A 21,511-nucleotide genomic window follows, 5' to 3' on the forward strand; every position below is an offset into this window, starting at 1 on the left:
CCTACGTTGAGGGCCTGCGCCAGCTGATCGCCGAACGCGTCGCCTCCACCGCCCCCGCCCAGGACGCCGACGGCGTACAAGCAGCCCGCCAGTCCGTCTGCGGCGGAAACGGCTGGTTCGACGCCTGCAACCCCGACTGCTGCAAGTCCCAGCGCCCCGGCTCCGACAAGCCGGTGATTGCTGACTACAAGGGCTAGTACGCTGGACTGGTAGGCGGCAGGGGACGGCGGCTTAAACATCTCAGATAAAGATTGCACGAAAGGACGCTCATTGGCAGCTCGAACATTTACCGTAGGTACGCGCGGGTCGGCTCTTGCGACCACTCAGACCGGCTGGGCTGTTCAGCGTATGCGGGAGGTGACCGGCATTGAGCTAGAGACCGTCACCGTCAAAACTGAGGGCGACGTGCTCACCGGCCCCCTGTCTCAGCTGGGTGGTACTGGTGTTTTTGCTGCGACCCTGCGCGCCCGCCTGCTCGATGGGGGAGTGGATGTGGCCGTCCATTCCCTGAAAGACCTGCCCAGCGCGCTCTGCCCGGGGCTGACCGTCGCTGCCACCCCGGAGCGGGAGGACCCCCGCGACGCCCTGTGCGCCCGTGACGGTCTGACCCTCGACACCCTGCCTGCTGGTGCCCGGGTGGGCACGGGGTCGCCGCGTCGAGCCGCCCAGCTGCTGGCTATCCGTCCTGACCTCACCATCGTTGATATCCGCGGTAATGTGGGTACCCGCCTGGCCCGTGTGGCTGGTAATGAGCACTACGGGGTGGGCGCCCACGGCCTGCACGGTGAGAAGAAGCTCGGCGCTATCACCGGTGATTGCGATGCGGTTGTGCTGGCTGCTGCCGGTCTGCACCGCCTGGGCCTTGCTGAGACCATCACCGAGTACCTGGGAGTTGACAGGGTTGTGCCCGCTCCCGGCCAGGGGGCCCTCGCTATCGAAATTCGTACCGAGGATACCGGCGAGCAAACAGAGCTGGGGCAGGCTGTAGCCGCTGTCAACCACACCGAGACCCAGCTGGCTGTGACCGCTGAGCGTGCCCTGCTCCGCCGCCTTGAAGCGGGTTGCGCCGCCCCCATTGGGGCTTACGCCCTGGTGAACGCTGGCCAGCTCGTCCTTAACATCGCTGTGGCTAACCCCGACGGCACCGAGCTGCTGCGGCACACCGTGCAGACAGAAACCCTGTCGGCAGAAGCCGCCGCCTTCCTCGGCACCCAGGCTGCCGATGACCTGCTGGGTATGGGCGCTGCCGCTCTCGCTGGTCTTGAAGGCGGTGCTTAGGAGCCATGACTACCTATCTCATCACCCGCACCCCGGCTAAGGCCGCCGCGCTGACCAGCGCTCTTCTGGAGCAGGACGCCGAAGCTCAGCTGCTCTACGCCCCCATTCTTGACCCCGTGGGCACCGAACCAGAAGACTGGGAAGAGGTTGCCTTCGCCCTGATTCGCGGGGAGTTCTCCTGGGTTACCTTCACCTCGGTCAACGGGGTACTGGGCCTAGACGCCCTGGCACAGAGGCTGGGCCAAAGCCTGGTCGAACTGTTAGGTGCTGCCCAGATTGCAGCCGTCGGTCGGGTTGCCGAGGCAGCCCTGGTTGAGCGGGGCCTGCTGGTCGACTTCGTGCCCGAAACCCAGTCAGCAGCCGGAATGGTCGACGAATGGCTCATTGACGAAGAATGGGATAACCCCATGGACGAAACTATCTTGGCCGTCCAGGGAACCACAGCTTCACCGACCCTCGAAGAAGGGCTCACCGACTACGGCCACACCGTCGCCACCCTGCCGGTCTACGACATGCTGCCCTACCCAGCAGCGAACCCCCTTACCGGGCAGAACCCCGCTGAGACCGATGCTCCGTCAGGTTCCGCGCTCACCCTGGGCGAGGCCGTCACCGCGCTCGCTACCACCGACGTCCTGATTGCGACCTCGCCCCTGCTGTTGCAGACCCTAGCGGACGCCGCCGGCAGCGCCCTGCCCCCCACCGTTGCCATCGGGGCCAGCACCGAAGCTGCCGCCCGCAACCTACCCGAGCAGCAGCGTCCTGCCACCATCACTGTGGCGGCAAGCCCCGCCGCCGCAGACCTGGCAGCAGCCGCCCTCGCCCTCTAAGCTAAAAAGACACCTACCCGTCAAGGAAGACCATGTTTGAACCCTCAGCCCTCCCGGTGCGTCCCCGCCGCCTGCGCACCACCGGCCCCATGCGGGCCCTGACCGCCGAAACCGCCCTGACCCCGGCTAAACTGGTGCAGGTGCTCTTCGTGCGCGACGGAATTGAGGAGCCCGTTGCCATCGAATCCATGCCAGGCCAGTACCAGCACACCCTGGAGACCGTCATCGGCGAAGTACAAAAAGCCGTGGACGCCGGCGTGCGCTGCATCGACCTCTTCGGTGTGCCGCGCGATGAAGATAAGGACGCAGCCGGTTCAGCAGCCTGGGCTGAGGATGGTATTCTCAACCGGGCTATCCGTGCTGTGCGCCAGCACTTCGGCGACTCTGTGGTCGTCATGGCAGATACCTGCCTCGACGAATTCACCGACCACGGACACTGCGGCCCGCTGGTCGAAGACGCCTTCGGTAACACCGTCGTTGATAATGACGCCGCCGTGGAGTCCTACTGCAAGATGGCGGTTTCCCAGGCGCGCGCCGGTGCCCACACCGTCAGCCCCTCCGGCATGATGGACGGCCAAATCGCCGCCATGCGCACCGCCCTCGACGAAGCCGGCTTCACCGACGTTTCTATCTTGGCCTACTCCGCCAAATACGCTTCGGCCTTCTTCGGCCCCTTCCGCGATGCGGTGGGCTCCACCTTCACCGGCGACCGCAAAACCTACCAGCAGGACCCCGCCAACCGCCGGGAATCCCTCTACGAAGTCCAGCTCGATATCGAGCAGGGCGCCGACATGGTCATGGTCAAACCCGCTACCGCCTACCTGGACATCGTGCGCGAGGTTGCTGACTTCTCGCCCGTCCCCGTGGCTGCCTACCATGTCTCCGGTGAATACGCCATGATTGAAGCCGCTGCCGCCGCCGGCTGGATTGACCGCAAGGCCGTAGCCCTCGAAGCCCTCATGGGCATCCGTCGGGCAGGCGCCTCCATCATCCTGACCTACTACGCCACCGAAGCCGCCACCTGGCTCAACGAAAGGTAACCCCTTGACCGTCTCAGAAGACCTCTTTGCCCGCTCCGCCCGCGTCATTCCCGGCGGCGTCAACTCACCCGTGCGCGCCTTCAACTCCGTTGGTGGCACCCCCGCCTTCATGGTGGAAGCCTCCGGCCCCTACCTGACCGACGCGGACGGCCACAACTACGTCGACCTGGTCTGCTCCTGGGGCCCGGCCCTGCTCGGACACAAGCACACCGGCGTCATCGAAGCCGTGCACGCAGCGGTTGAACATGGCCTCTCCTTCGGCGCCTCAACCGCCGCCGAAACCGAACTGGCTGAACTCGTGGTTGACCGCATCAACGCCGTAGCCCCTGGAACCATCGACCAGATCCGCATGGTCTCAACCGGCACCGAAGCAACCATGACCGCCATCCGCCTGGCCCGCGGCTACACCGGCCGCGACAAGATCATTAAGTTCGCCGGTTGCTACCACGGCCACGTCGACGCCCTACTCTCAGAAGCCGGCTCCGGCGTCGCCACACTCGCCCTGCCCGGCTCGGCAGGTGTCACCGCCGCTACCGCCGCCGAAACTATCGTTCTTCCCTATAACGACGAGGACGCCGTCCGCGCAGCTTTTGCCGCCAACCCCGGCGAAATTGCCGCCATCATCACCGAAGCAGCTCCCTGCAACATGGGCGTTGTGACCCCTGCTGAGGGCTTCAATGCCTTCCTGCGCGAGATTACCCGTGAACAGGGTGCCCTCATGATTTTCGACGAGGTGCTGACCGGCTTCCGCGTCTCGTCCGCAGGTTACTGGGGCTACTCCGCCCCCGCAGAAGGTAACTGGGCCCCCGATATCTTCACCTTCGGCAAGGTAATCGGAGGCGGCATGCCCATGGCCGCCCTGGGCGGCAAACGAGAGATCATGGAATACCTGGCTCCGCTGGGCCCCGTCTACCAGGCAGGTACCCTCTCCGGTAACCCCATCGCCATGGCCGCCGGTCTGGCCACCCTCAAAGCCGCTGACGCCACCGTCTACGAAACCATTGACGCCCGCTCAGCCCAGCTGCAGGCAGCCCTGGTTGAAGCCTTCAACGCCGCCGGGGTCAACCACTCTATCCAGACCGCAGGCAACCTCTTCTCCGTTGCCTTTGGCACTGCTGACAAGGGCGTGCACAACTACGAAGACATCAAGGCATCAGAAACATACCGCTACAATGCCTTCTTCCACTCCATGCTGAACTCCGGCATCTACCTGCCGCCCAGCGCCTTCGAGGCATGGTTCCTTTCAGCAGCCCACGATGACGCCGCCATGGACCGAATCATCGCGGCCCTGCCCGACGCCGCGCGAGCAGCGGCAGAGGCGACAGCCTAGAATAAAACCCTATGCACAAGCGCGCTGCACTGACTTTCGCCAACTAACCTTCTCGCTGGCTCGCAAGCGATTCATGCCAGACCTAGCCAGTTGGCTACCGGCCAGTGCACCGCGCTTGTGTTCATGTGGGAACTCAGGAGCTCTAACGGCTATCTCATGTGCCCCTGCGGCAGGGACGCCAGGTTTTGGGTATCGCGGTCGTAGAGCCAGTTCTTGTCCATGAGCAGACGGGATAGGGCCAGACCCATTCCTAGAGCAGCGAAGATGAGCAGGACCTGCACGAAGCTGGCCAGGGCCTCATTGACATCGCCGTTAGAGAAGTGGGCCATGGACATGTAAAACATGACACCGGGAACCATGGTGACGGTAGCTGGCACCGCCAGGGAGATACGGGAAACCCTGCGGGCGTGGAGGGGAGCGACGATTTCTGAGAGTACCCCGGCGGTAAAAACGGCCAGAGCAATGGCAAGGTGGGGCGCCCACCCGGCTTCTACCAGCCAGATACGTCCTGGGTTTACGATTGCGGCGATTGCCCCTGCCCAGGCGCAGGAGAGGGGAGTAGCTGAGAAGAGCATGGCGAAGCCGAAGGCAGCGGTGAAGGAGGCCAGCATCTGAAGAATTAGGAGCAGCCAGAAGCCCAGGTGCGGGGCTGGGGCCTGCTCTAGCGGCAGGCTAAATACCAGGGAGATGAGCCAGACCGAGAAGGACGCACTACCCAGGAGCAGGGCAACATAGGTGAGACGGGAAATGCCGGAGGAGAAGTCCATGCGGGCTATTTCTAGCATGCCGGTGACCAGGGGGAAGCCCGGTACCAGGTAGAGAATTGAGGATATAAAGCCCACCAGGTGGTTATCCGCGATGAGGCCGGGGGCGATAAGCGCCGACATGACCCCCACGTAGATACCGGCTGAGAGCAGGCCGCAGAGCATCCAGACTGCCATATGGTTGAGACCCCGGTGGGCGAGGGTGGAGCGTAGGAGCTGGCCGGCGAAGGCTGCGACGAGAACGACTGAGCATTCAATGACTCCGCCCCGGTTGAGGAAGGCGAAGGCCGCACAGGCTAGGGCGGCAGCGAGAGCTAGGAGCCAGGGGGCGTAGAGGGGCTTTTCTTTCTCAATGCGGGTGAGCGTTGCGTCGGCTAGAGCTGGGTCGATGCGCTCGGGCAGGGATGAGACGAAGTCGCTGAGCAGGTCGATTTTGTAGGCGGAGATTCCCTTGACGCGGGTTTCTGCAATTTCGGTGCGGAAGTTGCCTCCGGAGTAGGCGGTGGTGGAGAGTTCGGTGAAGTGTACCTGGGCGTGGTGTTCTTCAAGCCCTACGGCTTTGGCCAGGCGGGACATGGAGGTTTTGACGCGGTAGGCGCTGGCTCCAGATTTCATGAGGAGCAGGCCTAGCTTGAGGACGACCGCTGACTGGGCTACCAGTTCTTTGTGCTGGTTGCGGGTGGAGCCGAGGTAGATGCTGTTGGTGGGTGCGGGCTCGTTCACGGTCGTCCTTGCGGTTGTGGGGTATCTGCTTCTTTAAATCTAGTAGAGGGAGAGCAGAAAAGGACGTCGGTGGGCAAGGGGACGGTGCTCAAGGCACCTACCTGCCTACCGGCATCCTGACGGAGCGTTCACGCTACCTGAACCTTAGTCGGTGCGCACCGGCCAGGCGCCGCTGACATCCGCCTGCTTGCCAATGCGGTTGAAGTAGTCCTGCAGCTCGGCTGCCTGCTCAGCTGCCCAGGTAATCTGCTGCTCATGCAGGGCTGTAGCAGGCTGTTCGATCTCTTCGTATTCAAAGCTCATAGCCGTCAGTAGGCGCTCAGCTGCTAGGGCGTCGTCCTTCGAGGTGTGGGCGTTTTCCAGCTCCACGCTGTACTCATTCGCCAGCACTTCCAGGGTACGCTTGCCCTTCTTAAACTTGTGCACATGCTTATTGATGACCAGGGGATCAAGCACGGGATAGCAGGTCAGCGGCGGGTACCCGTAGCGGGCCAGCTCAAAATGCAGCACCGAGAAATCGTAGGCAGCGTTAAAGGCGATGACGGGAACGCCATCGGCAAAGAGACCGCCTAGAGCCATAGCCACCTCGTAGGCCACCTGCTGGGCAGGCTTGCCGTGCTCGCGGGCGTACTCGGTGGTGATACCGTGAATAGCGGAGGCCTGCTCAGGAATCTCAACCCCGGGGTCAGCCAGCCATTCCCCGGCGCGTAAAACCTCGCCGTCCGGAGAAACCAAGACCAAAGAAGCCGTGACGATGCGGGCGGTCTTAGGGTCGATACCGGTTGTCTCAAGGTCGAAAGTGGCGCGGGGAAGCTTGGTCCATGAAGTCATACCTTCGATAGTAGCGACAGAACCTGCCCCACAAAAATATTTGGGGCAGGTGGCGCCCAGGCTCTTAAAATGTCAGCCACCTATGATGAACTTGGAATACAGTGAGAACCTCGACCACGACAAAAGATGGGGAGTGCACGGTGACACACGAGCAACTAGAGACTCAGGGCGCTACCTTGCTTCTGGGCGCGCCCGGCAGCGGCAAAACCCAGGCCCTGCTAGAAGTAGCTACCGGATTCATTGAGCAGGGTAAAGACCCTGCCCGCCTGCTGGTGCTTACCCCCTCACGCGTCAGTGCAACCAGGTTCCGAGAAGCGCTCTCAGCCCGCATCACCGCAACAGTCTCAACCGCCCCTGTACGCGCCTGGCAGGCTTACGCCTTTGACCTGCTGCGACGAGCCCATATCGAGGGTTATCTACCCCACCTGGACTTCACCCCCAAGCTCCTTTCGGGTCCCGAGCAGGACGTCCTGATTAAAGAACTCCTCGACGGCCACCGCAGTGGCGAAGGGTTCAGCATTATCTGGCCCGATGACCTCCGTGAAGCCCTTGAAACCCGCGGTTTCCGCCACGAGGTGCGAGACTTCTTCGACCGCATGGCCGAATACGACCTCACAGCCTCAGCAGTTGCAGACCTAGCGCAGCGCTTCGATCGCCCCGAATGGCGGGCCCTGGCCAAGCTCTACACCGAATACCGCCAGGTGCGCTCCCTCCGCGCCCCGCATGCCTTCGACCCCGCAGCCCTTATCCACGAGGCCACCAAGACCCTGCTAACCCACCCTGATGTGCTGAGTGCAGAACGCGCCCGCTTTGACCTGGTGCTCATTGATGATGTGCAAGAACTCACCCCTTCCATCTACCGGCTGCTGGCTGTTCTGACCGGCAGGTCAGCAGAGTATCTGCGTGCCACAGCCAGTAACTCGCTGGCCTCTGACACCGAAGCCGAATCCGCAGACCTGGACGGTCTTCTTGCCTCAGGCCCGGTAGTGGTCATGACCTGCTGCACCGATACGGTCGTGCAGGGCTTCCGCGGAGCCAGCCCCCAGTTGGCAGCCAACCTCCCCGACATCTTCCCCTCTCTCGTTACAGAAGAGCTCACCACGAGCTGGCGCATGGCTCCTGTTATCGCCGAGCGTTGGGCAGAACTGGCCTCCCGCCTACCGCTTGTGCCCCGGGCAGCCCACCGGCGCGTCCTTGCCCGCGCTTCTCAGGAGCCCAGCGAAAAGGCCCTCCTACCGGTCGGGGATGACGGCGCCCTGCTAAACCCCGCAAAAGCAGCAGAACCAGACCCCGAGGTGCTGGGCCTGGTTGTAGCAACCCCCCAGCAGGAAAACCAGCTGCTAGCCCAAATGATTCTTGAAGACCACCTTTACCGGGGCAGGGCCTACCAGCGTAGCGCTATTATCGTGCGAAACGGCTCAGACGTCACCCGACTGAAACGAGCACTTAGCAATCTGGGTGTTCCCGTACAAACAGCAGCTTCTATTACCCCCGTGCGCGATGAACCTGCCGCCCGCCCCTTCCTCGATGCTCTGGGGCTAATCCTGCACACCCGGCGCCTACGGGGTGCAGAGCAGGCTACGAGCTCTCAGGGCACAGAGACAGAGCCTTCAACTACCCAGCAAGTAAACACCTGGGGCCTGGGCGCTGATACTGCGGTTTCCCTGCTGACCTCCCGCTTGGGCGGGGCCTCGACCATGGACGTGCGTCGTTTACGCCAGCGTCTCCGCGCCGAAGAACTGCGAGCCGGGGGCACTCGCGACAGCGATGCCCTCCTGGTTGAAGCCCTCATCAACCCCCAATTACTGCCCACCGGCGAAAGCAGCGCAGCTGCCCGCCGCCTGGGCCGGGTACTCACCGCAGGCGATAAAGCCCTCGACCAGCCCGGCGCTACCGCCGAAACCGTCCTCTGGGCACTCTGGGAGGCCTCAGAACTTGCACCCCTCTGGAAAGCCCAGTCCCTCTCAGGCGGTGCAGGAGCCGACCGAGCCGGGCGAGACATCGACGCCATGATAGGCCTGTTTGAGGCAGCCGAACGTTACACCGACCAGATGCCGGGAGCCACCGCCGAACAGTTCTTGGCCTACATCGATGCCCAAGACCTACCCATGGATACCCTGGCAGAGCGCACCAACCACCGCGACGCCGTAGAAATCATGACCCCCGCTCTCGCCGCAGGGCGTGAATGGGACACTGTCTACATCGCGGGCCTGCAAGATAGCACCTGGCCGAACACCACCGTCCGCGGCTCCCTACTGGGAACCCTCGACCTCGTGGACGCAGCTACCGGGCGCTTGGACGCAAACGGACGCAATAACGGTAGGGGAGTAGCTCCCGGCTATTCGCTTCTTGAACGCTTACGCTCTAACCGTTTCGACGAGTTCCGTATGTTCGCCACAGCAACCTCCCGAGCCCGCTCCCGGGTAGTATGCACCGCTGTGTCTTCTGCTGACCAGGCCCCCAGCGAGCTGCTCGATATCTTTGCCCCGGCCCCCGGTGGCGAGCGACCCCTTACCGAGGTTCGGCGCCCCATGACCCTGCGCTCGCTGGTTGCTGAACTGCGCCAGTGGTCAGAAGCCCAGCACATTTCACCGGCGAAAGCCGATGCCGCTGCCCGCCTACTGGGGCGGCTCGCCGACCCTGAGCAGACCTCCGGGCTGAACTTACCGGGTGCCCACCCCCGCTCCTGGTGGGGGCTGCTGCCCCTGTCCTCACAGGCCCCGGCCTTTGAAGGGGATGGGCCAGTTCCGGTATCGCCGTCTCAGATTGAAAAGATTCACCGCTCGCCCCTGGACTGGTTTGTGGCTGCCTCCCGTGCTGAAGCTGCCACCGACGCATCGCGGTCGCTGGGCACTCTCATCCACGCCATTTGCGAAGATATGCCCGAAGGGAACGGAACCGACCTGCGCGACGAGCTCCACCGCCGCCTACCCCAGCTAGGGCTGCCCGACACCTGGGAGAGCCAGAAGATGGTGGAGCGGGCCGAGGGCATGCTCGAGAAGTTTGCCGACTACGTGCGAGACCTCAAGGGCAAAGGACGCTCCCTGGTGGGTGTCGAGGGTTCCTTTAGTGTGCTGGTGCCCGGCCCCGCCAAGGACGCCCTGCTGTCGGGACGTGTAGACCGCATCGAGGTAGACCAGGTAGGGCGCTTTATCATCATCGATATGAAGACCGGTAAGAGTAAACCCAGTAAGGCAGATCTTGAACAGCACCCGCAGCTCGCTGCCTACCAGGTTGCTCTTGAAGCCGGTGCAGGTGCCCTGATGCAGCAGGCCCTACAGCACGATGCCCTAGCCCAGAAAGAGGGCGAGCAGCCAGCGAAGCCGCAACCGAACCAGGTGCCGGTACTCGACGGGCTCCACGAACTTTCGGGCGGTGCCCTGCTTCTACAAATTGGTGGGACCACGAAGAGCTACTCCGAGCAGGAGCAGGCCCCGCTGACCGCTGAAAGTACCTGGGCTGTTGAACTCATCAACCGGGCTGCCGAACTGATTGCAGGGGAGCACCTGCAGGCTCGGCATACCGCAGGTGGCCCCTTTGGCATTGGCTGTGCCCTCCCCGATATTTGCCCCATCTGCTCACGGGGCCGCGCTATCACCGTCCGCCCCGCCCAGTAAGGCAGAATCATGACTGAACAGAAGCCAGCAGAAACCTTTCTCAGCCCCGAAGAAATCGCAAAAGTCCTGGGCCGCCCCCTACCCACAGCGGAGCAATCTGCCATTATCAGCTCCCCGCTGGTACCCCGCCTGGTCGTAGCGGGAGCAGGGTCAGGCAAGACCGCCACCATGGTGGACCGAGTAGTGTGGCTGGTTGCAAACGGGCTTGTACGCGCCGACCAGGTACTGGGGGTGACCTTCACCCGCAAGGCTGCCGGTGAACTGCGGGAGCGTATGCGCTCCCGCCTTGAAGAGCTCCGCCGCCAGGGGCTCGTGCGAGAAAACCCTGGTCAGGGCGCGGACGGAGTCATGAGCGACCCCACCATCTCCACCTACCACTCTTACGCTAATACGCTGGTGCAACAGTACGGGCTTCGCATCGGCGTAGAAGACGACGCCCAAATGCTGGGTGGCGCTCAAACCTGGCAGCTGGTTGCCCAAATCGTGGAGCACTATGAGGGCAAGCTGCCTGAAAAAGACGTCGCTAAGTCAACCATGGTGGAAGCCATCATCAAACTCTCGTCCGAGTGCGCTGAACACCTGGTAAGCCCCGATGCCGTTATCGACTGGTGCACAGAAACTCTGAAACAGGTAGAGCACCTGGGCAAGCCCACGGTCAAGGGAGCGACCACCGAACAGCGGGCCCTGGTGCAGGGGCTACAGCTGCGTATTTTTTACGCTGAGCTGGTTAAACGCTATTCGTCTATCAAAGAACAGATGCAGGTGATGGACTACGGCGACCTCATCGCCAAGGCTGCCCACATCGCGAAGACCGTACCCCAAGCTGCGCAGACAGAACGGGAACTCTTTAGGGTGGTGCTCCTGGACGAATTCCAAGATACCTCCCATGCCCAGATGCAGCTCTTCTCCGATCTGTTTGGGGCAAAAGCAGATGCCCCTGCCCACCCCGTGATGGCGGTGGGCGACCCCAAGCAGTCTATCTACGGCTTCCGCGGAGCTTCAGACGGCCAGCTCTTTAGCTTCTACGACTACTTCCCGGCAGAAGACCGTACCGCCAGCTACCTCACCGTGGCCTGGCGAAACGACACTTCTATCTTGGCGGCTGCCAACCGGGTAGCTGAGCCCCTGAGCGTAAGCCCCGACTGGGTTCAGCGCACCCATGCCATCGAGGTGCCGCCCCTGGTTGCGCGCCCCAACCCCACCGCCGGGCGGGTGCTGGTAGGGGAGTACCTCACAGACCTGCAAGAAGTCCGTGCCCTTGGTCAGATGATTGCCGAGCAACGCTCTAGCTTTGTTGGCCGCCCGCTCTCCGACATGCCGACCATGGCCGTCCTCTGCAAAAAGCGAGCCATGATGGAACCCCTGCAAGAAGCCTTCGACGAGCTGGGTGTCCCCTACCAGGTGGTAGGTCTGGGCGGTTTGCTCGATACCCCCGAAATCGTAGATCTGGTGTCGGTGCTCCGAGTGCTGAGTGACCCCGGCCGTTCAGATGCGCTCATGCGCATACTGGCTGGCGCCCGCTGGCGGCTTGGCTTATCTGACCTGCTAGCCTTTGGCGAGTGGGCAGAAGCCCTCAAACGCCAGCGAGAACTTGAAATCAGATTCGGCATTACAGCCCAGGCCGCTGCCCTGCGCGCCGAACAGGAAATCCTCGACGAGGTTGAGGGCCTGAGCGAAGCCGCTGAACGCGGCGCCACCAGCGCGAGGGACCTAAAGGACGCTGGCGAGCAGGCACCCGCGTCCGCTGAAGACTACCGGCGCCTGCTCCAAGCTGCCGCCCCTGATGTCACCGATGGAGCCTCCCTCATCGAGGCGCTCGAAAACCTGCCGCAGGAGGGCTGGGTCTCAGCCCGCAGCGGCCGGTCCATCAGCGCCGAAGGCTTGAAACGACTGCAGGCAGTATCGAGGGAGCTGACCTACCTGCGCCAGTTCACCGCCGATGATCTCACCACCCTCATCAGCGAAATTGAGCGCACTCTCCTGCTCGATATCGAGCTTGCTGCCCGCCCGGGGGCACACGCCACATCGGCTCGCAGGCACCTCGATGCCTTCTACGATGTGGCCGCTACCTACGATTCCACCGCCCCCCGCGTGAACGCTCTGCTCTTGGCCGCTGCTAACGGCCAGCCCCTGGAAGAAGGGGAGGCCGGGGTTCGCTTTGCCCTGAGCGCCACCGGTGCCTCGGCATCGGGGATTAGCGGCTTCTTAGCCTGGCTTGATGCGGCAGCCCAGCAGGAAGCCGGGCTCGAAATGGCAGCAGAGGCCCCCCGCCACGACGCAGTGCAAATTCTCACCGTGCACGCTTCAAAGGGGCTGGAATGGGACCAGGTATACATTCCGGGAATGGCTGCCGGAGACTTCCCCGATGCTAAGGACGAGCGCTGGACCAAGCAGGGGGACACCCTGCCCTGGCCCCTGCGCGGGGACGCCGCCTACCTACCCGGCTGGCGGTCAGACTTTGATCATCTGCAGGATCTCGGTGATTTTATGGCCCAGCTCTCGGAGCAGGCGGTAGAACATCGCACCCTGGAAGAGCGCCGTCTAGCCTACGTGGGGTACACCCGTGCCCGGTCCCTGCTCGTTCTGACCACCTCGGGCTGGAAGGGGACCACGGCTAAGCCCCGCTTCATGTCTGACTTCGTCGCCGAGTTACTCGATGCCCCGGTTGAGTTAGCTGAAATTCTGAGTGAGCTTGACCCTGACCAGGTAGGCACCGTCAACCCCCAGTCAGCTACGATTACCACCGCCCTCTGGCCCTTCGACCCCTTCGACGGGCCCTACCAGATGACCTGGACCTCTCTTCAGGAACTCGAAGCAGCAGGCCCTGCACCCAGCCCAAACGAGAGTAAACAGGGCAACCTAACAGGGCTCAGCCCCCGCCAGGTAGTCGAGCGTGCAGCCCAGAACGTGCTACGCGGTGGGCTTGAGGCAGATACGCTGGCTGAAGCTCTCGCTGCCCTCCCCGACCCCATCCCGGAGCAGAGCCAAGAGGCACGAGATGCTATCGAGGACTGGCAAGAAGAAACCGACCTGCTTCTGAGCCTGCTGGCCGCACCCGCGGAAAACAGCTCCTTCGAGCTACCCGGCCATCTGTCAGCCTCCTTGCTCGTCAACCTGGTCAAAGACCCGCAGGCCGTCATCGACAACATGCGACGCCCCATGCCCCAAAAGCCGGGTATAGCGGCCCGCCAGGGCACCATCTTCCATAGCTGGGTTGAAGACCACTTCGGCACCAGCGGCATGCTCGACATGGACGAAGATTTCGATGACGACAGCACCGAAGAAGAGCTCAATATTCCGGCTCTGCGAGAGAACTTCCTTGCCAGCGAATGGGCAAGCCGTGAACCCTGGGCCCTGGAATACCCGCTGGAAACACCGCTTGCCGGAGTAACAGTACGCGGCCGCATCGACGCCATCTTTACCCGGACGGGCGGCGACGGCTCGACCATCTGGCAGCTGGTGGACTGGAAGACGGGGCAGCCGCCACGCACTAAGAAAGAGCTCAAAGAACGGTCAGTGCAGCTCTCCCTCTACCGCCTAGGCTTTGCCCGTCTACAGGGAGTACCCGAAGAAAACGTAGAAGCCCATTTCTTCTACGCTTCAACCGGCAAAAGCATCGAAGTGACCAACTTCTCCACCCGGGCAGAGCTAGAGAAGGCTCTGGAAGGGGCCGCACAGTTAGCCGGCTAGGGCTCCAACAGTCCGCAGCTCAGCTTCGAGATGATCGAGCATAGAAACAGCCTCAGAAATCATGACCCGGTCTTCTAGCTCTACCCCGCGAATCAGCCACTGGGCCAGACCGAACTCCGCATAGAGGTTAGCTCGAGCCTCAAGGTTCCGATCGGGCTCCTGCGGCATCTCTTCACGGTAGGCCGCAAAGACCCTCTCCCTGAAGAGGGGGTCTTCGCAGGCGTACAGCCAGGCGAAGTCAGCAGCGGGGTCACCGACGCAGACCTCTGACCAGCCGGTGATTTCAACGATTTTCTTTTGGTCAAGCACCAGGTTGTCTTCGTTGAGGTCCCCGTGAATGACGCGGGGGCGGAAGTCCCACATTACTGAATCGTTGAGCTGCTCCTCCCAGCGGGTGAGCAGCCCAGAGGGCACCTTGCCGGTAGCGACAGCCAAATCTAGCTCGGCCAGGCGGCGCTCGCGGACCTGCTGGCCGGTGTAGACCGGTAGGTCGGCGTCCTCAACGATGGTGGTGGGGAAAACGTGAATGGTGGCGATGTGGCGGGCAATGTCGTCCGCAATATTGGGCTGGCCCTCGCGGGTTCGGTGGGAGAGGTCCGCTAAATCGTCAATGTCGTAGTGGGAGCCGGGGTTGTGGGTGTAGATGAAGGCCTGCCGTCCGTCGAGGGGAACGGTGCCCACGATGGTGGGTACGAGGAAGGGCAGGCGGGCGCGGAGCCCCGGCGTAAAGGACTGGAGAATAACGTGTTCCGCTTCGAGGCGTACGCTAGCTTCGGGGTGCTTGGGGGCGCGGACGCGCCAGCGCTTGTCGGCTGAGTCAATGATGATGGCTGAGTCGAAGTCGAGGGCGTCGTCGGCTGAGGGTAGGGCGGCTACGGGGTAGAGCCCGGGAACCCCAGCTGATACGATGGCGGCAAGTTGAAGCGGTGTTGAAGTCACACTTTTAAGGGTACAAGAGAAGTTGGAACGAACCCGATATGAATGCTGAAAATATGACTAATCTGTCGGTATCTAGTTCGCAGGATGAGGCGGATGCTGCACCCGGCGCGGGCGGGAAGGGCTGGTTTTCGCCCCTGGGGCGGTTGCCGCTGACTACTGACCGGGTGCGAACCAGCGGCGCCGTGCGGGAGCGTCCTGGGTTTTTCGCTCACCTGGGGCAGGCCCTGACAGACAGGCAAGACACCAAAGATAGAAGACCCAGCGACCTTTACCCCTGGCTCCTTAGCCCCGCCCTGCTGGCAGTTGACCGGGGTAAGGTGCTGGTTCACCAGACCGGCCAGGGGCTAGAACCGCTGGACTTAGCGCAGGTTTTTGATCTTCATGCTGAAGCTGTACTCGACTACACTGCCCGCGACCGTCACCAACACCCAACCCTTATCTTCGCGGGAAGCCGGGTAGTGGCGTCCGCACCGGGCCAGAAGGGGGAGACAACCGAACAGCCCGTGCTAGTAATCCTGGCTGACTTCGCCCGCTTCTTAGACCTGGGCGATGCACCCCTGAACCTCCAGGGCTTTGAAAACCAGGAGCAAACCCTCGCTGAGGTGGTAGCTGCCCGTTCGGGTGGCGAGTGGGTAAGCATACGCGACTACGCTACCTACGCCTATGAGGGGCAGGGGTCAGCCTTCGCCTGGGGCGAGGTGCTGGCAGCTGCGGCGTCCTTGAGCGCCTGGCACGCATCCTCTGGGTTTGATGCGCGGACGGGCGCCCCCATCTTCGCTACCCGCGGCGGCTGGGTACGGGTCACCGAAGAGGGTAGAGAGCTCTTCCCCCGCACAGACCCCGCCGTTATTACAGCGGTTACCGCTGATGTAGGGGGTGAGAGCAAGGTTCTGCTGGGGCAGGCGCGGGCCTGGGGGAAAGGGCGCTTTTCTACCTTTGCCGGGTTTGTTGAGGGCGGCGAAGCCCTCGAAACCGCTGTCCTGCGAGAGGTCTACGAGGAATGCGGCGGGCTGGTTGTTTCGCTGAAGTATCTGGGGTCGCAACCCTGGCCCTTCCCCAGGTCGCTGATGTGTGGTTATCTTGCTGAAATCTCCAACCCCGACCAGGTTGAAGCTGACGGAGCTGAGATTGAGGAAATCCGCTGGTTCAGCCGATCAGAGCTCCTTGACGCCCACCGGTCAGGCGCTGTGCAGCTACCCGGGCCGAGCTCTATTTCCCGCCGCCTGATCGAGTTCTGGCTGGGACAGCCCCTGGGCCCTGCTGGGCGGGTAGACTAGATAGCTGGCGTGGCCGCTACCGGCCACAAGGACTGCGAGGGTAGGGGAGAAGCACCATGATTCACGATAAGCTCAGGGCCCAGCCCATTACCCTGTCTGCCCCCAACCCCGAGACTATCCTTGAGGAGCTTGACCCCGAACAGCGCCGGGTGGCTACCGAACTGGCCGGGCCCATGTGCGTGATGGCAGGTGCCGGCACCGGCAAGACCCGAGCCATCACCCACCGCATTGCCTACGGTATCGCCATTGGCCGCTACAACCCACGGGCCGTCCTTGCTCTCACCTTTACCAACCGGGCAGCCGAAGAAATGAAGGTACGCCTGCGCCAGCTAGGCGCCGCCGGGGTCGTAGCCCGTACCTTCCACTCAGCCGCCCTCGCCCAGCTACGCTATTTCTGGCCCCAGGCCATCGGCGGCGCCCTGCCCGAGATTATCAAGAACAAGTCCCAGTTCATCATCGAGTCAACCCGCCGCCTAGGGCTAGCTACCGACCGTGCCATCGTGCGCGACCTTGCCAGCGAAATCGAGTGGGCCAAGGTCTCCATGCTCACGGCCGACTCCCTCATGCCCCACCTGGCCCACCGGGAGCTACCGGCAGATATCAGCCCCATCGACATGGTGCGCCTGCTGCGCACCTACGAGGAGCTGAAGGACGAGCGCAACGTCATCGACTTCGAAGATATCCTGCTGCTGACCGTCGCCATCATCGAGGAAAACCCCGATATCGCCGCCCAGATTCACCAACAGTACCGCCACTTCGTGGTGGACGAATACCAGGACGTCTCCCCCCTGCAGCAACGCCTGCTGGATGCCTGGTTGGGGCGCCGCGATGACTTGTGCGTGGTGGGCGACGCCTCCCAGACTATTTACTCTTTCGCCGGGGCAACCAGCCGCCACCTGCTCGAATTCCGCACCCGTTTCGAGGGTGCCACCATGGTTAAGCTGGTACGTGACTACCGTTCCACCCCTCAAGTGGTCGACTTGGCCAACCGCCTGTTAGCTGCCCGCCGTCAGATGCCCGACTCCACCCGCTACTCCTGGGCCCCGCCCCTGCAGCTGGTCTCCCAACGAGAGCCCGGGGCTAAACCCGAATGGTTTGAGTACGCCGATGACGAGCAAGAAGCAATCGGTATCGCTGAAGACATCAAGGACCTCATCGACAAAGAGGGCGTCCCGGCAGCCGATATCGCCGTGCTTTACCGCACCAACTCCCAATCAGCGGCCCTGGAACAGGCTCTCACCGACGCCGGAATCAACTATCAGCTGCGCGGTGCAGAACAGTTCTTTGACCGCCCCGAAGTCCGTGCCGCTATCAGCATGCTCCAGGGCGCAGCCAAGGGCGCTGAACCTACCGACAGCGTCACCCAGCTCGTGAGAGATAACCTCAAAAACCTGGGCTGGTCAGCCAAAGCCCCCCAGCGCTCTGGCCAGGAACGAGCCCGATGGGAGTCCCTTGAAACCCTGGTGTCCCTCGCCGACCGCCTAGCTGACGAGCGCACGCAAGCGCGGGAGCGGGCGTCCGCTAACGGCGCCACCGACCTACCCCCCGAATTCACCCTCTACGAGCTGGTCGCCGTGCTCATTCAGCGCTCTCAGCACCGCGATGCCCCCTCCCTCAACGGCGTCACCCTCGCCTCCCTGCACGCAGCCAAGGGCCTGGAGTGGGAGGCTGTCTTCCTCTGCGGCCTCAACGAGGGCCTTATGCCCATCTCCTTCGCCCAAACCAGCGACGAGGTAGATGAAGAACGCCGTCTCCTCTACGTCGGAATTACCCGCGCCCGCTCCTACCTGACCTTGAGCTGGTCGCGCTCGCGAACCCCCGGCGGACGGGCCGGGCGCAAGCGCTCCCGCTTTATCAACGACATCGCTCCCAAGGGGGTCTAATGGCTACTTCGCGTGAGATTCTGCCGGCAACGGCGTCCCGCCCCGAGATTGAGGTGGTACGCTCTACCCGCCGCACCCGTACGGTACAGCTAGCACCGCATAAGGACGGACGCCTGCGCCTGATGGTTCCCGCCACCTCCACCGACAGGGAGATCGAGGACTACCTGCGCCGCATGCTACCTAAGGTAGAGGCCCGCCGGGCCCGTAAGGACGCCGGTACCCAGCGGGGTGCCCTCGATGAGTTTTTGCGGGAGCGAGCTGACTACCTGCGAGCCACCTACCTGCCGGAAGCCCCGGAACCGCTCTCAATCCGGTGGGTTACCAATCAGAAGCAGCGCTGGGCCTCAGCGACCCCTGCTGAGCGCACGATTCGCATCTCGCATACACTTCAGGGTGCACCGGAGTACGCCCTGGATTCTGTGATATTTCACGAGCTCTGCCATTTTCTAGAGCCTAACCATTCACCGGCTTTTAGAGCCCTTGAAGCCCGCTACCCCTACCTTGAGAAAGCGCGGGGATTCCTGGAAGGCGTTACTTTTGGGCAACGGGCGCAGCAGGCAGGAAGGGTCTAGAGAAGACTCCTCCCTAGACCCATTCCTCTTTATTCTTTGTCCTTGCCTTCGGACCCTTCAGCGGGCTCGTCGTAACCGCCGGCTAGAAGCTTTTCGAGGGCCGCGTCGAACTCATCCTCGCTGGCGTTGAGCAGGGCCCGACGGGAGGTGAAGCCTGCGGGGTCGTCCAGATCCTCGCCGGTGGGCAGAGTCTCGGGGCCCTCCCAGAGCTGGTCACGGGCCTCAAAGCCGTGGTTTTCTTCGTAGTGACGCCAGAAGGCAAGGGCCTCGCGCATCTTGCGGGGGTGCAGCTCAAGACCAACCAGCTGGGCAAAAGCGTGCTCTGCGGGGCCGCCGGTGGCGCGGCGGCGGGCCATGGTCTCAGCTAGCTGTGGGGCCATGGGCAGGTTTTTGGTGGCCTGCTCGGTGACGAGGCTGATCCAGCCTTCGATGAGGGCCAGCAGGGTTTCGAGGCGGTCAAGGGCCAGCTGCTGGTCTTCGGTGAGCTGGGGTTTGAACATATCGCCGGCGAAGGCGTCCATCATGGCTTCGGGGTTTGAGGGGTCGAAGTCGATGTCGTTAGCGGCTGCCTGTATACGCTCAATATCAACGTGTATGCCGCGGGAGAAGTGTTTGATGAGGTCGATAATATCCTCACGCAGCCAGGGGTTAGTCTTATGCAGGCGAATCAGGGCAGCTTCGCGCACGGCAAGGTAGAGCATGACCTCTTGGGCTGGGATTTCTAGGCCTTCACCGAAGGCCGCAACACCGGCAGGTAGCAGGGCTGAGCGCCCCTGGGCCAGCGGGATACCAATGTCGGTGGACGAGACGACCTCTTCGGCCAGGTTGCCGATAGCCTGCCCCATCTGCATACCGAACATCATGCCGCCGAGACCAGCGAAGAGATTACCGCCGCCGAGCATAGCGGCCATTTCTTCGGGCATCTGCTGCTGGATAGAGGAGGTCATGGCTGATGAGACTTCTTCGGCAACGGGGCCAGCGATGTCCTTCCAGGTGGCAAAAGAGTTCTCAACCCACTCGGCTTTGGCCCAGGCTTCAACACCGAAGGCAGGACGCTCGAAGATGGTCACGGGATCCAGCCAGAGATCTGCCAGGGCAGCAGCATCACGGACTGCGCCTGTCTGGGATGAAGTCACCGAGGGGTCTTCACCCATGGCCAGTACCTGGCAGGCGTGCTGCTTGGCCATGTCCCAGTTGACGGGCTCATCGCTAGACTGGGCGCTCATCATGGAATTGACCTGGGCGAAGATACCCGAAAGCATGGCCGGATCGAGGGGGATACCCATATTTTTGAGGGCGTCAGCATCGAAGCCCGCGGCCCCGTTCATGGCTGACGGATCAAACCCCTGCTCCTGTAGCTTTTTGAGGAACTCTTCAAGGGGGTCACGGCCAGCTGAGTCGTAGGGGTTGTTGGTCACGTTCTGCCTCGTTTCAATAGGGGGCTGCGGCGCCCGCCGCTCCTGTTTCTCACTAGCCTACCGACCTCATCGCATACCCCGGGAGGCTTTTAGCCCTGAGCCAAGTGGGAATTTGCTGGGGAGTGGGCTGAGCCGGGCGATTTTGCTAGTAGGCTAGTCCTATGGTTTTTTCGAAGAGGGACAATGCAGGTACCCGCCCCCGTGGAGGTTGGGCTGATCTGCGCACGGTCAGCGCTGTGGGGGCCCTGGGCCTGTCGATGCTTTCTTTGGTGATTCCGGTTGATTTCGTGACCGAGTCACCCGGCCCCACCTTCAACACAATTGGCGAGTTTAACAGTAAGCCCCTGATTGAGATTGAGGGCGCTCAGACCTACCCGGTGAGCGGCAACCTCGATATGACCACGGTGTCGGTCGCCGGTGGCCCTAACTCTTCTCTCTTTGCGATTGAGGCGCTGGCCACCTGGCTGGAAGATTCTACAGCGGTACTGCCCAGCGACCTCATTTACGACCCCTCAGTGACCAGCGAGCAGGTCACCGCACAGAACACTGCCGATATGACCAACTCCCAGGAGGTAGCTCAGGCGGCTGCCCTTACCCAGCTAGGTATCGACTACACCGAGATTTTAAGGGTGTCAGGTGCCGTTGAGGGTGGCCCCAGCCAAGGCATACTCCAGGAGGGCGACGTGGTTACCGCTCTCAACGGCGAGCCGCTGGCAAGCTACACCGACCTGACCGAGCGGGTGAACGCGTCCGCCGGGCAGCCCGTCACCCTCACCGTGACCCGCGGAGGCAGCGAGCAGGACATTTCCGTCACCCCCTCCTACAACGAGCAGGGACAGCGCTACGTGCTGGGCCTCTACATTGCCCGGTCCTTTGAGTTCCCCATGGCCGTTAACTACGGTCTAGAAGAAGTGGGCGGCCCGTCGGCCGGCATGATGTTTGCCCTGGGTATTATCGACGAGCTGACCGAGGGCGAGATGACCGGCGGCATTCACTTTGCTGGAACCGGCACCATCGATGCGGACGGTACCGTGGGCAGCATCGGCGGCATCGAGCAAAAGATTCGGGGAGCTGCGGACGCCGGTGCTACGGTTTTCTTGGCCCCGGCAGATAACTGCGATGAAGTGGTCGGTAACGTGCCTCGGCGCTTGAACGTTATTAAGGTGTCGACTCTGGATGAGGCGGTAGACGCGGTCACCCGCATCGGCCAGGGTGGAGACCCCGCAACCTTCCCCACCTGTTCATAAGGGGCGGGGCTGGTCACCCCAGAGCTGAAATGCTAAGCCCACTCTCGAAACTCACAGCTTTCTTTGGCAAAATAG

Annotated in this window: 14 protein-coding genes and 1 pseudogene; 11 read left to right on the forward strand and 4 right to left on the reverse strand. The window is 62.5% G+C overall.

Annotated elements, in window-relative coordinates; translation table 11 throughout:
• The 5 genes and pseudogenes from E4U03_RS12745 to hemL form a co-directional block, all read left to right on the forward strand.
• A pseudogene (locus E4U03_RS12745) lies at window positions 1-197 on the forward strand (ferrochelatase); the annotation flags it as partial.
• Between the two features lie 73 nt (window positions 198-270).
• Window positions 271-1,278 (forward strand): hydroxymethylbilane synthase, encoded by a 1,008-nt coding sequence (gene hemC, locus E4U03_RS03560; RefSeq protein ID WP_135011620.1) that lies wholly within the window; start codon window positions 271-273, stop codon window positions 1,276-1,278.
• 5 nt (window positions 1,279-1,283) lie between these two features.
• The gene (locus E4U03_RS03565; protein WP_135011621.1) at window positions 1,284-2,105 is read left to right on the forward strand and encodes a uroporphyrinogen-III synthase; all 822 of its coding nucleotides are present in this window, start codon (window positions 1,284-1,286) and stop codon (window positions 2,103-2,105) included.
• A gap of 32 nt (window positions 2,106-2,137) precedes the next feature.
• On the forward strand, window positions 2,138-3,145 hold the full coding sequence (hemB, locus tag E4U03_RS03570) for a porphobilinogen synthase (RefSeq protein WP_135011622.1): 1,008 nt from the start codon (window positions 2,138-2,140) through the stop codon (window positions 3,143-3,145).
• Window positions 3,146-3,149: 4 nt separating this feature from the next.
• Window positions 3,150-4,475 (forward strand): glutamate-1-semialdehyde 2,1-aminomutase, encoded by a 1,326-nt coding sequence (gene hemL, locus E4U03_RS03575; RefSeq protein ID WP_135011623.1) that lies wholly within the window; start codon window positions 3,150-3,152, stop codon window positions 4,473-4,475.
• Window positions 4,476-4,624: 149 nt separating this feature from the next.
• Here the strand turns inward: hemL and E4U03_RS03580 are convergent, their stop codons facing one another.
• Window positions 4,625-5,962 (reverse strand): threonine/serine ThrE exporter family protein, encoded by a 1,338-nt coding sequence (locus tag E4U03_RS03580; protein ID WP_135011624.1) that lies wholly within the window; start codon window positions 5,960-5,962, stop codon window positions 4,625-4,627.
• Between the two features lie 144 nt (window positions 5,963-6,106).
• A complete protein-coding gene (locus tag E4U03_RS03585) occupies window positions 6,107-6,793 on the reverse strand; it encodes a 3'-5' exonuclease (protein ID WP_135011625.1) in 687 nt (228 codons plus the stop codon).
• Window positions 6,794-6,933: 140 nt separating this feature from the next.
• On the opposite strand from E4U03_RS03585, the gene E4U03_RS03590 reads away from it, so the two are divergent.
• Window positions 6,934-10,410: a UrvD/REP family ATP-dependent DNA helicase gene (locus tag E4U03_RS03590; RefSeq protein ID WP_135011626.1), complete on the forward strand. Its 3,477-nt coding sequence runs from the start codon at window positions 6,934-6,936 to the stop codon at window positions 10,408-10,410.
• A 9-nt stretch (window positions 10,411-10,419) separates the two neighbouring features.
• Window positions 10,420-14,100, forward strand: a complete 3,681-nt coding sequence (locus tag E4U03_RS03595; protein WP_135011627.1) for an ATP-dependent DNA helicase — start codon at window positions 10,420-10,422, stop codon at window positions 14,098-14,100.
• Here the strand turns inward: E4U03_RS03595 and E4U03_RS03600 are convergent.
• Window positions 14,089-15,039, reverse strand: a complete 951-nt coding sequence (locus tag E4U03_RS03600) for a phosphotransferase (protein WP_135011628.1) — start codon at window positions 15,037-15,039, stop codon at window positions 14,089-14,091. The two genes, E4U03_RS03595 and E4U03_RS03600, sit on opposite strands and share 12 nt — an antisense overlap.
• A 38-nt stretch (window positions 15,040-15,077) precedes the next feature.
• Between E4U03_RS03600 and nudC the strand changes: the two genes are divergently transcribed.
• The 3 genes from nudC to E4U03_RS03615 are packed head-to-tail and all read left to right on the forward strand — an operon-like array spanning window position 15,078 to window position 18,771.
• Window positions 15,078-16,316, forward strand: coding sequence for an NAD(+) diphosphatase (gene nudC, locus E4U03_RS03605; RefSeq protein WP_228065770.1), 1,239 nt, complete (start codon window positions 15,078-15,080; stop codon window positions 16,314-16,316).
• A gap of 56 nt (window positions 16,317-16,372) precedes the next feature.
• Entirely contained in the window at window positions 16,373-18,199 is a 1,827-nt protein-coding gene (locus E4U03_RS03610) for an ATP-dependent helicase (protein WP_135011629.1), read from the forward strand.
• Entirely contained in the window at window positions 18,199-18,771 is a 573-nt protein-coding gene (locus tag E4U03_RS03615) for a M48 metallopeptidase family protein (RefSeq protein ID WP_135011630.1), read from the forward strand. Before E4U03_RS03610 ends, E4U03_RS03615 begins: the two co-directional genes overlap by 1 nt.
• 29 nt (window positions 18,772-18,800) lie before the next feature.
• On the opposite strand, the gene E4U03_RS03620 is transcribed toward E4U03_RS03615, so the two are convergent.
• Window positions 18,801-20,189, reverse strand: a complete 1,389-nt coding sequence (locus tag E4U03_RS03620) for a zinc-dependent metalloprotease (RefSeq protein ID WP_245207659.1) — start codon at window positions 20,187-20,189, stop codon at window positions 18,801-18,803.
• A gap of 161 nt (window positions 20,190-20,350) precedes the next feature.
• Here E4U03_RS03620 and E4U03_RS03625 point away from each other — a divergent pair, with 161 nt between their 5' ends.
• Window positions 20,351-21,436 (forward strand): YlbL family protein, encoded by a 1,086-nt coding sequence (locus tag E4U03_RS03625; protein ID WP_135011631.1) that lies wholly within the window; start codon window positions 20,351-20,353, stop codon window positions 21,434-21,436.
• Window positions 21,437-21,511 lie beyond the last annotated feature (75 nt).

It is taken from the genome of Rothia nasimurium, assembly GCF_004569295.1.
Taxonomy (GTDB): Bacteria; Actinomycetota; Actinomycetes; order Actinomycetales; family Micrococcaceae; genus Rothia; species Rothia nasimurium_B.